Genomic DNA, 13,477 nt, shown 5'->3' with positions numbered 1-13,477 from the left:
GTTCGCCACCGGCCCAGGCTGCTCCCGCCAAGGGGAGCGATATGGCGGCCTGCGCCCCGAAACGAGGCTTGCGCCGTGGACAACCGAGCGATTCCGGATGGGCACCGGAGGTAATGTGTGCACAACTCATTAGTATCAAATTCCTACGACCTTGTCAAGAACAAATATGGAACTGTTCTGGGAAGCTCATGGCAGTCCCAACCCTGGATCCGCTGAGTTCACGGGGATGACAACGGAAAGTGGCCCTCCGCCCCACCTGTCATCCCCGCGAAAGCGGGGATCCATCGAGTGTGTCCCCCGGCTGCCAGACAGCCTTAGCCGAGCAGCGCTTTCGCCGTGGCTTCGTCGGTGATGAGGCCGTTGAGGATGCGGCCTTTCAGGGCGGCGCGGATGGCGGCCACCTTGGCGGGGCCGAGGGCGGCGCCCACGGTGAGGGATTCCGCCGGAACGCGGTGCGGGACCGAAGTGACGCGGTTGTTGGTGCCGCCGGCGATGACGCGGCCTTCGGCATCGAAGGCCCAGGCCGTGACCTCGCCCACGGCGCCCAGACGCATGAGTTCGAGGAGTTCGTCGCGCGCGATGAAGCCATCGACATGGAGCTGCGCGCCCTGGTCGATCTGCCCGATGCCGACGAGGCGGAGATCCGCATTCCCGGCAATGGCGCGGACGCGCGTCACCGCGGCGATGCGCAACAGCTGCTGGCACTCGGTTTCCGAGGAGACGAAGACCGGCAGCGGCATCGGATAATGCCGCGCCTTGGTGAGGTCAGCCAGCCGCGCCAGCGTGTCGAAGAAGCTGGCCGAGCCGTCGGGCGAGATGTTGCCGACCAGCGAGACCAGCTGATGATTGGGACAATCCATGGGGGCGATCTGTTCGACCGCGGCGCGCATGACGCGACCCGTGCCGATGGCGATGATGGTGGGCTTCTCGGCCCGCAGCGTCTGTTCGAGCAAGGCCGCGGCGCGTTCGGCGATGCCGGCCACATTCAATGGATTGGCAAGGTCGGTCGGCGCCACTTCGCAATAGCGCAGGCCGTAGGAATTCTTCAGGCGCCGTGCCAGCTCCATGCAGGCGGCGATGGGATGTTCAAGACGGAAGGTGATGAGACGTTCGGAAAGGCACAGCGAAACCAGGCGCTGCGCCGTCGCCCGCGACACATGCAGCTTCCTGGCGATCTCGTCCTGGGTATGGCCGGCGATGTAATAGAGCCAGCCGGCGCGCGCCGCATCGTCGAGGCGTGATTTGTCGCCGTCATTCTGTGCCATGGACTAGCCCGCCACGCTTTCCTGCCCGAGAGCCCGCTCGATGTCGGCCATATGCGCAAAGACGCGGTCGGCGCCGGCCGCGCCGAGCTGTGCCGCGCCATCCCGGCCGGCATAGTGACTGCCCCCGACGAAACCCCACACCTGCATTGAAGCGGCCTTTCCCGCATTGATGCCGCTGACACTATCCTCGATCACAAGGCATCGTGCCGGATCGCAGCGCATCTCCCTCGCCGCCAGCAGGAAGAGATCCGGTGCCGGCTTGGCACGCGCCACCATGCCCGAAGTGAAAATGCGGCCCTCGAAGTAGGAGTAAAGGCCGGCCAGTTGCAAGGAGAATTTGATCCGCTCCAGATCGCTCGATGAGGCGAGACAGTAATCGGCTGCGATCCGCTGCAACAATGTCGCGACATATGGCATGGCCACCAGATTGCCTTCGAACGCCACGCGCATGTCGCGCCGCAGGTCGGTCAAGAAACGATCCGGCATCGGCGTTTGCAGGGCCGCTTCGTAGTGCCGCGCAAGCTCGTCGGCCCCGCGCCCGAGGAAGCGCCCCATCACGTCGGCAAGATCCATGGCGATGCCGTGGCGCCGCAGCTGTCCCAGCACCGCATTGCAGGCCAGCATCTCGCTATCGATCAGCACACCGTCGCAATCGAAAATGATGAGGTCGAACCGCGCCATCCGTCGCCAATCCCCACAAGTTCCCTCTATGTTCCCGTTATTAGAGCATGTGCTATGCGCGCGGGCAATCTTTCAGCTCAATATGGCGCGTGGACGGTCTTTCCCTCGCGGGCCGAGCGGGCCGCGGCTTCGATGAGACGGAGCGTCGCCAGGCCATCGGCGAAGCTGGCGATCTTCGGCGGCCGCGGCGCGAGCAGATCGCCGATTTCGGCCAGATAGAGATCGTTGATCGCGAAGCCCTTCGGCAAGCCGACCGTGACGGGCTCGCCGGCAAGCGAGCGCACGACCAGACGCCCCGCCACGAAATCGAGTTCCGCATGGCCGGCGTCGCCATCGACGCCGATGAAACGGCGCGGGATACGGCGAAACAGATCGAGATGAATGCTGGCAATCGCCTCCTGCCCGGCGATGCGATGGCGCGTCACGATCTCCGCCACGTCCTCGACATCGGTCTCCAGCTCGCTTATCCGGGCCGCGACAGCCGTGACGGCATAAGGCGAGCCCAGGAGGGTACGAACCAGATCGAGCTCGTGGCTGAGCTCCATCAACGCACCGCCGCCGAGTGAGCGTTGCGCCGTGACGCCGCGCCGATAGTCGGTGCCGGGCCGCCAATTCGGAAGATACTGTCCGACCTCGGCGCGAACATTGTAGATGCGACCGACGGCACCGTCGGCCAGCTTCTCCCGAAGGGCCGCAATCAGCGGATGATAGCGCAGGCAGTACCCGACCATCAGCGGCGCCTTCCCTTGCGCTTCGAGTTCGATCAGCCTTGCGCACTCCGCGACACTCATCGCCAGCGGCTTTTCGATCAGCGTCGGAATCCCGCGTTCGGCAAAGACCTCTGCCTGGGCCGCGTGGACCGAGGCGGGCGTCGCGACGATGCCAAGGTCGGCCGGCTGCGCCAGTGCCGCCACAAGATCGGTAAAGCTCTCGTCCACCAGCCCATCCATGGAAGCCGGAACGCCGGCCCCGTGCGGCCGCACGACGACGGCCAGACGCGCCGCCGGAAAAAGCTGCCGCAGATTGCGCAGGTGCCGCGCGGCGATGCTGCCTGTCCCCGTGACGACTGCACGCATCGCCCCTCTCCTATGCCGCCTTGCGCGCCAGGAGGTCGCGCACGAACGCCTCGAAGCGGGCCGATGCCGTCGATTGCGCATCGACCAGCGAATGCCGGCTGAAGCGGGCCAAGCGCTGCTCCAGCGTGCCCTTGGGCTGCAAGGTGCCGGCCTCGGCCTCCGCCATCAGTCGGTCCAGCTCGGCGGCGGAGCGCGGGAAGTAGCACACTTCCGCATCCGCCGCATTGTCCGGATGAAGCAGGCTGGCAGACGGCGCACGCTCCGAATCGCTCCAAATCGGAACGACGACGGCGCAACTCGCCAGCAGGCCTTCCAGTACAGCCAAGGTATTGTATCCGACGATCATGCGCGATCGGGTGACAATCTCCGGCAAGGGCATATCGGCAAGAATTTCCACGCCGAGCGCATCGAGATCCGGGCGGATCGCACGAATATAGCCGTCCTCATTGCGTTTCTTCATCTTGATGGCGAAGTGGAGGCGCTCCGTTTCCGGCAGGGCCAGCTGGCGTTCGGCCGCCTGGGCGAATACCTGCAGCACGTCGCGGAAGTTCGCCGCCGCATATTGCACCTGAACCGGGTCGCCATAGGCCATGAGCGTCACCCACTTGCGTTCCCGCAATGGCGGTATCGCATAGTCGCGCCAGGCATCGTAACGCGGCCAGCCGGTCGCACGAATCTCGGCATCGCGCAGGGCGGGCTGGCTCAGCATGAACTGCCGGCACACTTCCGAGGCGACGGCGCAGCCCGCCCCATCGAAATGGAAGTTGCCGCTTTTGTAGTTGTTGGAAACGAATTCGCGGCCCCGGCCGATGCCATAGCTTTCGCGTGACAATGCAATGAAGGGAAGCCCCAGCTTGCGGCACCCCATGCGCAAGGCCTCGTCCTGCCAATAGTCGGTGTTGGCGGCGGCAACGGCGTCGATCGGATGCACGGCGGCGGCGGCTTTCAGGAAAGCGACACCAAACGCTTCGAGATCGTGACGCAGGCCCGGCAGGCGGGTCTTGAGGTCGTGCCACAGATGCGCCTGCCGCCGCCATCTGGGCGGCACCCATTTTTCCTGCGGGCGCTTGACCGCCACCACATGGATACAGGGCAAGTTGAGATTGGCGCGCTTTTTCAGTTCGGCGATGTCCTTGGAAAAGAGGGCGCGCTGCAGGCACAGGACGGTCGGCCGTCCGGCCCGCCAGTCGCCCCAATCGATGCGCGACACGATCCCTTCCGCCGCGCGGGCGACGCCACCGGTCAGCCGATCGAAAGTCAGCCTGGCGGCAAAGGGAATATCCTCGAAACCCATGACCGTCACATGCCTCCAACCGCCAGCGCCCGCGCCAAGGCAAGGTCTTCCGGCGTGTCGATATCGACAGCGGCGCGCCAATCCATCGGCCAGAACCGGTGGCCGGGTCCGTAGAATGTCCTGGACGCCAGGAGCGCCGGCACCCGCGCGATCCAGATGGCGCCGGATGGGCAATAGACCGTCTCGAGATCCTGGGAGCGCATCGTCATCGCCCGTGGATGCAGCGGGCGCGGCGTGCCGTCGGTGGCGATCGAGATTGCCCACCAGGGATTGAGCGGGCCGTAATCGGTGCAGCTCAGCAGGAAATCGGCCGCCCCCCGCAGAAAGGCGTCGAGGCTGTCCCGCACATGCTGCTCCGAGCGCAAGGGACAGGTCGGCAACAGCTGCATGACCAGGTCGGCCGGACGCCCGCGCCAGGCGGCATATTGTTCCAGCGCTTCGACGGTGGCCAGGGAGACCGGCGAATGATCGTCGCCGGTGACGCGGCGCAGGAAGGGAACTTCGGCACCGTGCGCCCTGGCGATCTCGGCAATCTCGGCATCGTCGGTGCTGACCAGTACGGTTTCGAAGCGGCCGCTCGCGCGCGCCGCTTCGATGCTCCAGGCGATCAGCGGCTTGCCCATGAAATCGACGACATTCTTCCTGGGAATGCGGCGCGAGCCACCCCGCGCCGGAATGATGGCGACGCTGCCGGGAATCGTCATGGCAGCACCCGTCCGCGTTCGATGATGTCGGTTACGGCCAAGGCGCGGGCCAGGTTGAAGCGCCGTTCGCGCCGGCGCACGCCGTCGCAGAACTGCTGCAGCGCGGCGCGGAAGGCGGTGAAGGAATCGGTAAAGGTCAGCGTCGCGTGAGCGTTCTCGCCATGCACCGTCAGCGCGATCGGCGCCGAGATGCCGCCGAGTGCCGCGAATTGCGCGCTCATATCTTCCTTTTGCCATATGGCGCTCACCAAGCGCCGCGCGCCCTGGCCCGCGGCCGCGATCCGATCGGGCGCCCGCTCCAAACCCAGCATTTGCAGGGCCGGTTCGATCACGTGAACGCCATAGGTGTCCCAGTATTTTGGCGTGACGCCGCTCACGTGACGCAGGCGGCCGAGGCGCGCGGCCTCGACCGGGCCGAGACTCATCTCCGGCGCGAAGGAGACGGCGGTGCCGGTGAAGATCTGGCCGGGATAACGCTCCTCGGCGAGGAGGCGTTCGGCGGCGGCGCGGCTCAGCGCCAGCGGCTTGTCGATATAGACCGGCAGGCCGGCCTGCAGAAAGGGAAGCGCGAAACGCGCGTGATTTTCGGCGTCGTCCCGCGCCAGCAGCAGCCCGTCGACACGGCCGATCATCTCCTCCGGCGTCATCGCCACATGCGGGATCAGGCTCGCCGCCGCGATCCGCCGCGCCTCAGCCGCATCCTGGCACCAAACATGCGTGACGGCCGCATGCTTGAGCCGGTCGTCGGGAAAGCGGCGCTGGGCGAGATAGGCCGGGATGCCGGGATAAGGACAGCTCGCCATCGCGCCCGCATCATAGCCGTTGCAGATCGCCGCCCAGGAAAAGGGATGACCGTTGCCGGGGCTGCCGCCGATGATGCCAAGGCGCAGATCGGGTCCTTCAAGCATCGATGCGGCGTCAGAAACAGTTTGCGACATATCGGATACCGGGCGCCGTCGAGGCCTGCGTCGTGGCTGGGGCCAGCCAGCAAGCTATTGCTAGCGGAAGGGAATTTCTGCCAAACTCCAGCTTAATAACCCATCCAGGTCAGAGTTTGTCAATGAACATCATGGTTCGGGCGCAAGCCGGTATCCTTCGCCCGCCAGCGCCCACGCCGAGCGGGCCTCCCGTGGAACGGGAGCCATGAGTGCTGCCAAGGCGCCGGCGCATTTCGTGCTTGGCTCGGTCCAGCTCGGCGCCCAGTACGGCAAGCTGCGCAAGTTCAGCTTTCCCAGCCATGACGAGGCCGTGGCGCTGATGCGGCGGGCGGCGGCGCTGGGCGTGCGCGAATTCGATACCGCGCGCAATTACGGCGAGGCGGAACTTCGCCTGGGCGATGCCTTCGATCCGGCGCACAACCCCTTGCCCCCCGGCAGCCGCATCGTCACCAAGCTGCATCCCCTGCAGCATATGGCGGCCGATGCCAGCGAGACCATGGCCAGGGCGGCGGTCGAGGAGAGCATCGGCGCCTCCTGCCGGGCGCTGCGGACGAAGCATCTGCCGATCGTCATGCTGCATCTCGTCTATCTGCGTCACGCCTGGAACGGTGCCGCCTGGCGCCGGCTGCTGGAATTCCGCGATGCCGGCATCATCGGCGAGATCGGCATATCGGCGGTGACGCCGCAGGAGGCGATCGCCTTCCTCGACGATCCCGACATCAAGCACATGCAGGTGCCGATCAACATCCTCGACCGGCGCTGGACGGTGTTGAGTGCTGCGGAACGATTTGCCCGACGGTCTGACGTCACCGTGCATGCGCGCAGTATCTTCCTGCAAGGCGTGTTGCTGCAGAAGGAGCCTTCCGGCTGGCCGCCGCGCTGCGCGGCAGCTCCGGCCCTCATCGACTGGCTCGCCACGCTGACGCGGGAATTCGGCCTCGGCGGCGTCGCGCAGCTGGCGGTGAGCTATCTCCGGGGCCTCGGCTGGCTCGACGGGCTGGTGAGCGGCGTCGAGAATGAGCATCAGCTTGTCGAGAATCTGCGCCTGTTCGAGGAGCCGCCGCTCGACGCGCGGCAGATGGCGCATATCGAGGCAACCCGCCCCGCCTTCGACGACTGGCTGCTCGATCCGGGAAAGTGGTGAGAGCGCGGGTGCCGGCTAGCGCTTCAGCATCCATTCGTGCCGGGGGTCGTTCTTGAAGCACCAGCGGCGCTCGGGGCCGGCCATGACGTTGAGGTAATAGAGGTCGTAGCCATGCGGGGCGCCGACCGGGTGATAGCCTTCGGGCACCATGACGAGATCGCCATCCTCGACCGCCATGGTCTGGTCGATGCTGCGATCGTCCGTATAGACGCGCTGGAAGGCGAAGCCCTGCGATGGATTGAGACGGTGATAATAGGTCTCCTCCAGCTTCGTCTCCTGCGGGGCCGCCGAGGTGTCGTGCTTGTGCGGCGGATAGGAAGACCAATTGCCGCCTGGCGTCACCACCTCGACCACCAGCAAACTGTCGGCCGGCGCGGATTCGGGGAGGATGTTGTAGACATGGCGGACATTGCTGCCCTTGCCGCGTTCCTCATAGCCGACATCGGCGGGGCGGATCAGGCGAACGGGCGTGTCGCGATGGGTGCCGGGCGCCGAACAGACGGCCAGTTCCACATCGCCGATCGCGCCGATGCGGCAGGCCGTGCCGGCAGGCGCATAGACCGCATAGGGCGCCTTGCCCTCGAAGGGTGAATTGCGCTCGCCGATATTCCTGAAGATCTCCGTGCCGGCCGTGACGTCGGCGCGACCGGCGACGAGGACGAGGCAATGCTCGCGCCCGTCGGCCGGCACATCCAGCACCTGTTTGTTCTTGAGGCGATAGAGGTCGAAGCCGACATGATCCCAATGCGCGCTCTCCGGCGTCACGTGATGGACCCGGCCGTTTGCGTCCGGCGCCTTCGCCTTCACCAACAGATCGCGCGACTGGTTGGCCATGATGTTCCCTTTCGCCTATTCGCCGACGCGCAGCTTGGCAGCCTTGGCGGTGGCGCGCAAATAGGCGTTGCCGAGCTCGGCATAGATTTTCGGGTTGGCGACGCGCGGGTCCTGCTCCGCCTCCTGCACCAGCCAGCCCTTGTAGCCGGCCTTCCCAAGGATGCCGAAGACCTTGCCATAGTCGACGATGCCATCGCCGGGTGCGGTGAAGAGGCCGCACAGCACGGCTTCGGAGAAACTGGTGTCGCGCCGGCGGCAGGCTTCGAGGGCATAGCGGCGCACATCCTTGCAATGGACGTGACGGATGCGCTGGGCATGCTTCTTCGCCACCGCGACCGGATCGCCGCCGGCCACGGTCATATGGCCGGTATCGAGCAGGAGGCCCACCGCCGGGCCGGTATTCTCCATCAGCCGGTCGACATCCTGCTGGCTTTCGATGGGTGTGCCCATGTGATGATGCACCGCCATCTGCACGCCCTGACCTAGCATATATTCGGCCACATCGGTCATGCGCTGGCCGAGCAGCTTCCATTGCGCGGCGCTGCTGACCTTGGGTCGTGCCGAGAAGCCAGCGCCGACATTGAGGACGATGTCGCCGGTCGTTTCGGCAAAGACCATGACCTTGGCGCCGCAGCCTTTCATGAGGGCCAGATGATCGGCCATGGCGGCGATCTCGGCCTTGGCGTCACGCTCCAGAAGCCGCGCCGAATACCAGCCGGAGACCAGCGAGAGGTCGTGGCGGTCGAGAAGGGATTTCAATTTCTTGGGTTGCTTCGGGTATTTCCGCCCCAGTTCCACACCGCTGAAGCCCGCCGCGCGCGCCTCCGAGAGCAGCGTGTTCAAGGGGATGAGATCGCCCAGCCACGCCATGCAATCGTTGGTCCAGCCGATGGGGTTGATGCCGAGTTTGACGCTCATGATCCGTTTTCCGTTATGTGATGATTGAAATGATTTCAGTCGCGGCCGGCGATGGCCTTGTCGTAACCGGCCCGCGCCTTCGTCACCTGCTCGCGGGTCGAGACCTGGGGCACCGGCACGTCCCACCAGGCGCCGCCGTCGGCGGTCGAGTTCAAGGGGTCGGTATCGATGACGATGACGCTGGTGCGGTCCTGGGTCTTGGCGCGGGTCAGGGCTGTCTCAAGCGCGGCGATGCTGGAGACCTTTTCGGCGAAAGCCCCCATCGAGCGGGCATGGGCGGCGAAGTCGATCTTCACGTCGCGCACGCGCTTCACGTCCTCGAAGAGATTGTTGAAGGGTCTTCCGCCCACCGCCTGCTGCAGGCGGTTGATGCAGCCGAAGCCGCTATTGTCGAGCACCACGATGTCGAGCTTGGCGCCCATCATGACCGAGGAGACGATTTCCGAATTCATCATGAGATAGGAACCGTCGCCGACGATGACGATGACGCGGCGGCCGGGAAAAGCGAGCTTGATGCCAAGGCCGCCGGCGATCTCGTAGCCCATGCAGGAATAGCCGTATTCGAGATGGTAGCCTTCCGGCCGATGCGCGCGCCACAGTTTGTGAAGCTCGCCCGGCATGCCGCCGGCGGCGTTGATCATGATGTCTTGGGGTTCGGCCGAACGGTTGATGGCGCCCAGCACCTGCGCATCCGAGGGCAGCGCGTTGCCGGCATTCGGCTGCGGTGAGGTGCGGGCATCGACGGTTCTGTTCCAGGCGGCGACGCCCTGCAATGCGCGCGCGGTCCAGGCGGCGGGGCTGCGCCAGCCTTTGAGGGCGTTGCCCAGCGCTTCGATGCCGATTTTGGCGTCGGCCACCAAGGGCTGTGCGCCCTGCTTCACCGCATCGAAGGATGCGGTGTTGAGCTGGATGAGCCTGGCGCCCCACAAGGCATGGGAGCCGGTGGTGAAATCCTGCAGGCGCGTGCCCACGGCCAGGATGCAATCGGCCTCGCGCGCCAGATCGTTGGCGGCGGCGGAGCCGGTGACGCCGATGCCGCCCATCTGCAGTTTGTGATCCCAGGGAAGCACACCCTTCCCTGCCTGGGTTTCGGCGATGGGGAGGTCGTGCGCTTCGGCGAGCGCGCGCAAGGCGGCGCCCGCCTCGCTGTACTTGACGCCACCGCCGGCGATGACGAGCGGCGCCTTGGCGGCGCGCATCATCGCAACTGCAGAGGCGAGTTCCGTGGCGTCGGGCGCCGGCCGGCGCCAGAGATGCAGCTTAGGCGCAAAGAAATCGAGCGGATAGTCGGTGGCCTCGGTCTGCACATCCTGCGGCAGGCACAGCACCACGGGGCCGCAATCCACGGGATCGGTGAGGACGCGCAGCGCCTGGGGCAGGCTGGTCAGCAATTGTTCGGGGCGCGTGATGCGGTCCCAATAGCGCGCGACCGGCTTGAAGCAATCATTGGCCGAGAGGGTCGCATCGCCGAAGCTCTCGATCTGCTGCAGCACCGGGTCCGGCCGGCGGTTGGCGAAAATGTCGCCGGGGAGGAGGAGGAGCGGCAGGCGGTTGACATGGGCGACGGCGGCGGCCGTCAGCATGTTCGTGGCACCCGGTCCAACCGATGTCGTGCAGCCTAAGATGCGGCGGCGATTCTGCGCCTTGGCAAAGGCGATGGCGGCATGGGCCATGGATTGTTCGTTCTGGGCGCGGTAGGTCGGGAATTCGTCGGCCACCGCCGCCAGCGCCTCGCCGAGCCCGGCCACGTTGCCATGGCCGAAGATGGCGAACATGCCGGCAAGGATGGGCACACGATGCCCATCGATCTCAATCTCCTGCGCGCGCAGATAGCGCAGCAGGGCCTGGGCCATGGTCAAACGGATGGTCTTCATGATCGCTTGCTTCCTGTTTCCTCACGCCACGGCGCTGTGGCGCCCGCGCGCCTGGCGCCAGACATCGATGAGCCGACGATAGCGCGCCGCCACTTCCGTGACGAAAGCCGCGTCGTCCGTCCTGTTCCGCAGCCAGCTTTCCGCTGGCTGCGAGAAGACGGAGCGGCCGATGGCAAAGCCGCGGCAGATCGGTTGCGCCGCCGCGGCGGTGAGCGTCTTCACCAGATCCGGTTCCGGCGCGTCGAGGCCCAGCAACAGCACGCCACGGCAATCGGGATCGCGCGACCGCACGACCTCCGCGATGGCCGACCAGCCGGCCTGATCGTCGGGGGCGGCGAGCTTCCACCAATCCGGCTTCAGCCCGACCTCATAATATCGCTGGATCATGGCGGCGACCATGGCGCCGTCGCCGGGCCTTGTCTTGTCGGGGATGATCTCCAGCAGCAGTTCGTGCCCCGTCTGCCGGCAGGCCTCGAACAGAGCCTGCAACCGGTCTTCCTGCGGGCCGGTGATGTTGGGACCGTCGGCCGGCTTCTGGTAGACGAGGCATTTCACCGTATGCTCGACCGGCCATTCGCGGAGCACGCTGCCGATATCGCGGCCGCCCTCGAAGACCAGCGGAATCTGCTCGGGCAGTTCCACGGGGCGCGCGATCCAATGGCCGCGCCCGGTGGCATGGGCCAGCACATCGCTGCCGAAACGGTCGTCGAGGATGATGCCGAAAGCGGGATCGTCGCCAAAAGCCTTGGCCGCCGCTTCATAGATGAGCCGCTTCAGAACCGGGATGCGCGTCTGCGAGGCACCCGTCTGGCCGGCGAGGCGTTCGAGCTGCACGCGATGATCGAAGGCCAGCGCGCAGATTTCGGGCCAGGCGCGCCGACGCGTGGTGGACCAATGCAGATCGTTGAGGACGGCATCCTTGCGCAAGGCGTGCTGCGCGCTGCCATGGTCGAGGAAATGCTTGAGTTCGCGCCAAGTGGGGCTTGCCGGCGCGCAGCCATGGCGCGAAACGACGAGCGCACCGCAGGCATTGGCCATGCGCATCGCCGTGGGCAGATCCTCGCCACCCAGCAGGCCGCGCAGCAGGCCGCTCATGAATCCGTCGCCGGCACCGAGCACATTATAGACCTCGACCGGGAAGCCGGTATCGGCGAGCGCGCCGTCGAGACTTGCCGGGATCGCCGCCGGATAGGCGACGCAGCCCAGCGGCCCCCGCTTCATGACGATGAGCGCCTGGGTCCGCGCGCGGATGTTGCGCAATGCGGCCAGTGTATCGGTCGAGCCGCCGGCAATATGCACTTCCTCCTCGGTGCCGACGACGATGTCGCAATCGGGCAGGATCGCCATGAGATGCTGGCTCACCGCCGCATTGTCGACGAAGCGGATTTCGCCGGTGCCATGGCCGCCGATGCCCCAGAGGACAGGGCGGTAGTCGATGTCGAGGATGGTGACGGCACCGTTCTTGCGCGCCAGCTCCATCGCGCGCCTGCTGGCGGCGGCGAGATTGGGCTTGGACAGATGCGTGCCGGTGACCAGGACGGCGCGCGCCTCGGCAATGAAAGCGGGGTCGATATCGGCCGCCTCCAGCGCCATGTCGGCGCAGTTTTCGCGGTAGAAGATGAGCGGGAAATGTTCCTTGTCGCGGATGCCGAGGATGACGAGGGCCGTGAGGCGCGCGGGATCGGTCGCGACACCGCGCGTATCGACCCCTTCCACTTCCAGCTGTTCGCGGATGAAGCGGCCCATATGCTCGTCGCCTACCCGCGTGATGACGGCGGAGCGCAAGCCTAAGCGCGACGCCCCCACGGCGATGTTGGTGGGACAGCCGCCGATATATTTGGCGAAGGAGGCCATATCCTCGAGCCGCCCGCCGGCCTGCTGGCCATAGAGGTCGACCGAGGAGCGGCCGATGGTGACGATGTCGAGCTTGCGCGCGTCCTTGGGAAGAAATCTCATGCGGCACTCGCCGCCTTCAATTCGGCTTCGAGATCGACCAGTTCCTTGCCGCCCGCCATCATTTCAAGCACCGCGTCGCGCGTGACATCCGCCTTGCGGAAGGTGCCGATGGAACGGCCGCGATTGAGGATGGTGAATTCGTCGGCCACCGGATAGGCATGATGGACATTGTGGGTGATGAAGATGACGGCGAGCCCCCGCGCCCTGGCCCGCACGATGATGCGCAGCACCACGGAGGCCTGGTGGACGCCGAGCGCCGAGGTGGGTTCGTCGAGGATCAGCACGCGGGCGCCGAAATGCACGGCGCGGGCGATGGCGAGGCATTGCCGCTCGCCGCCCGAGAGCGTGCCGACCGCCTGCGTCGGATCGCGCACGTCGATGCCGAGATTCGCCATCTCGTCGCGCGTGGTGCGGCACATGAGATCCCAATCCATGCGCCGGAAGGGTCCCCGCCCCAGGACCGGCTCGCGGCCCATGAAGAAATTGCGCGCGATACTCATCAGCGGGACGGTCGCCAGATCCTGGAACACCGTGGCGATGCCGAGATCGAGTGCGGCGCGGGGCGAGTCGAATTCGATCGGGTGCCCATCGATGAGGATCCGCCCTTCGCTGGGTCTATGCACGCCGGACAGGGTCTTGATGAGGGTCGATTTGCCGGCGCCATTGTCGCCCAGCAGGCACAGCACCTCGCCGGCCTTGGCGGCGATGGAGACATCGCGCAGCGCGATGACGGTGCCGAAATATTTGCTGACGTTTTGCAGAGCAAGGACGGGGGTTGCTTCAGTCATGACGG

General features: G+C 66.0%; 12 protein-coding genes. 1 reads left to right on the top strand and 11 read right to left on the bottom strand.

All coding sequences use genetic code 11. The annotated features are described in order from the left end of the window. Positions 1-314: 314 nt before the first annotated feature. From ACE3TY_RS18230 to ACE3TY_RS18205, 6 genes are all read right to left on the bottom strand, one after another. Entirely contained in the window at positions 315-1,265 is a 951-nt protein-coding gene (locus tag ACE3TY_RS18230; protein WP_374655615.1) for a sugar-binding transcriptional regulator, read from the bottom strand. Between the two features lie 3 nt (positions 1,266-1,268). Beyond that, entirely contained in the window at positions 1,269-1,946 is a 678-nt protein-coding gene (locus tag ACE3TY_RS18225) for an HAD family hydrolase (RefSeq protein ID WP_374655613.1), read from the bottom strand. Between the two features lie 77 nt (positions 1,947-2,023). Then, positions 2,024-3,022: a Gfo/Idh/MocA family protein gene (locus ACE3TY_RS18220; protein ID WP_374655611.1), complete on the bottom strand. Its 999-nt coding sequence runs from the start codon at positions 3,020-3,022 to the stop codon at positions 2,024-2,026. 10 nt (positions 3,023-3,032) lie between these two features. After that, on the bottom strand, positions 3,033-4,325 hold the full coding sequence (locus ACE3TY_RS18215; protein ID WP_374655609.1) for a hypothetical protein: 1,293 nt from the start codon (positions 4,323-4,325) through the stop codon (positions 3,033-3,035). Continuing rightward, a complete protein-coding gene (locus tag ACE3TY_RS18210; RefSeq protein ID WP_374655607.1) occupies positions 4,322-5,020 on the bottom strand; it encodes a cytidylyltransferase domain-containing protein in 699 nt (232 codons plus the stop codon). Before ACE3TY_RS18210 ends, ACE3TY_RS18215 begins: the two co-directional genes overlap by 4 nt. Next, the gene (locus ACE3TY_RS18205) at positions 5,017-5,928 is read right to left on the bottom strand and encodes a Gfo/Idh/MocA family oxidoreductase (RefSeq protein WP_374655605.1); all 912 of its coding nucleotides are present in this window, start codon (positions 5,926-5,928) and stop codon (positions 5,017-5,019) included. Before ACE3TY_RS18205 ends, ACE3TY_RS18210 begins: the two co-directional genes overlap by 4 nt. A 235-nt stretch (positions 5,929-6,163) precedes the next feature. On the opposite strand from ACE3TY_RS18205, the gene ACE3TY_RS18200 reads away from it, so the two are divergent. Continuing rightward, positions 6,164-7,102, top strand: a complete 939-nt coding sequence (locus tag ACE3TY_RS18200) for an aldo/keto reductase (RefSeq protein ID WP_374655603.1) — start codon at positions 6,164-6,166, stop codon at positions 7,100-7,102. A gap of 15 nt (positions 7,103-7,117) precedes the next feature. Here ACE3TY_RS18200 and iolB read toward each other — a convergent pair whose 3' ends face one another. From iolB to ACE3TY_RS18175, 5 genes are read right to left on the bottom strand one after another with little or no spacing between them, the layout of a single operon-like run. Continuing rightward, on the bottom strand, positions 7,118-7,936 hold the full coding sequence (iolB, locus tag ACE3TY_RS18195; protein ID WP_374655601.1) for a 5-deoxy-glucuronate isomerase: 819 nt from the start codon (positions 7,934-7,936) through the stop codon (positions 7,118-7,120). A gap of 15 nt (positions 7,937-7,951) precedes the next feature. Further along, the gene (gene iolE / locus ACE3TY_RS18190; RefSeq protein WP_374655599.1) at positions 7,952-8,854 is read right to left on the bottom strand and encodes a myo-inosose-2 dehydratase; all 903 of its coding nucleotides are present in this window, start codon (positions 8,852-8,854) and stop codon (positions 7,952-7,954) included. 35 nt (positions 8,855-8,889) lie between these two features. Further along, positions 8,890-10,728 (bottom strand): 3D-(3,5/4)-trihydroxycyclohexane-1,2-dione acylhydrolase (decyclizing), encoded by a 1,839-nt coding sequence (gene iolD, locus ACE3TY_RS18185; RefSeq protein WP_374655597.1) that lies wholly within the window; start codon positions 10,726-10,728, stop codon positions 8,890-8,892. Positions 10,729-10,749: 21 nt separating this feature from the next. After that, the gene (gene iolC / locus ACE3TY_RS18180) at positions 10,750-12,684 is read right to left on the bottom strand and encodes a 5-dehydro-2-deoxygluconokinase (protein ID WP_374655595.1); all 1,935 of its coding nucleotides are present in this window, start codon (positions 12,682-12,684) and stop codon (positions 10,750-10,752) included. Then, complete coding sequence (locus ACE3TY_RS18175) at positions 12,681-13,472, bottom strand: ATP-binding cassette domain-containing protein (RefSeq protein WP_374655593.1); 792 nt, start codon at positions 13,470-13,472, stop codon at positions 12,681-12,683. Before ACE3TY_RS18175 ends, iolC begins: the two co-directional genes overlap by 4 nt. Positions 13,473-13,477 lie beyond the last annotated feature (5 nt).

Source organism: Dongia sp., from assembly GCF_041918875.1.
In the GTDB taxonomy this organism is placed as follows: Bacteria; Pseudomonadota; Alphaproteobacteria; order Dongiales; family Dongiaceae; genus Dongia.
Note: the sequence above shows the minus strand (reverse complement) of the source record. Positions and strands in the feature narration are given on the sequence as shown.

Bases quoted from the DNA above. Each gene is read 5' to 3' on its own strand.
- ACE3TY_RS18230 (WP_374655615.1), bottom strand. From the start codon at position 1,265: ATGGCACAGAATGACGGCGACAAATCACGCCTCGACGATGCGGCGCGC.
- ACE3TY_RS18225 (WP_374655613.1), bottom strand. From the start codon at position 1,946: ATGGCGCGGTTCGACCTCATCATTTTCGATTGCGACGGTGTGCTGATC.
- ACE3TY_RS18220 (WP_374655611.1), bottom strand. From the start codon at position 3,022: ATGCGTGCAGTCGTCACGGGGACAGGCAGCATCGCCGCGCGGCACCTG.
- ACE3TY_RS18210 (WP_374655607.1), bottom strand. From the start codon at position 5,020: ATGACGATTCCCGGCAGCGTCGCCATCATTCCGGCGCGGGGTGGCTCG.
- ACE3TY_RS18205 (WP_374655605.1), bottom strand. From the start codon at position 5,928: ATGCTTGAAGGACCCGATCTGCGCCTTGGCATCATCGGCGGCAGCCCC.
- ACE3TY_RS18200 (WP_374655603.1), top strand. From the start codon at position 6,164: ATGAGTGCTGCCAAGGCGCCGGCGCATTTCGTGCTTGGCTCGGTCCAG.
- iolB (WP_374655601.1), bottom strand. From the start codon at position 7,936: ATGGCCAACCAGTCGCGCGATCTGTTGGTGAAGGCGAAGGCGCCGGAC.
- iolE (WP_374655599.1), bottom strand. From the start codon at position 8,854: ATGAGCGTCAAACTCGGCATCAACCCCATCGGCTGGACCAACGATTGC.
- iolD (WP_374655597.1), bottom strand. From the start codon at position 10,728: ATGAAGACCATCCGTTTGACCATGGCCCAGGCCCTGCTGCGCTATCTG.
- iolC (WP_374655595.1), bottom strand. From the start codon at position 12,684: ATGAGATTTCTTCCCAAGGACGCGCGCAAGCTCGACATCGTCACCATC.
- ACE3TY_RS18175 (WP_374655593.1), bottom strand. From the start codon at position 13,472: ATGACTGAAGCAACCCCCGTCCTTGCTCTGCAAAACGTCAGCAAATAT.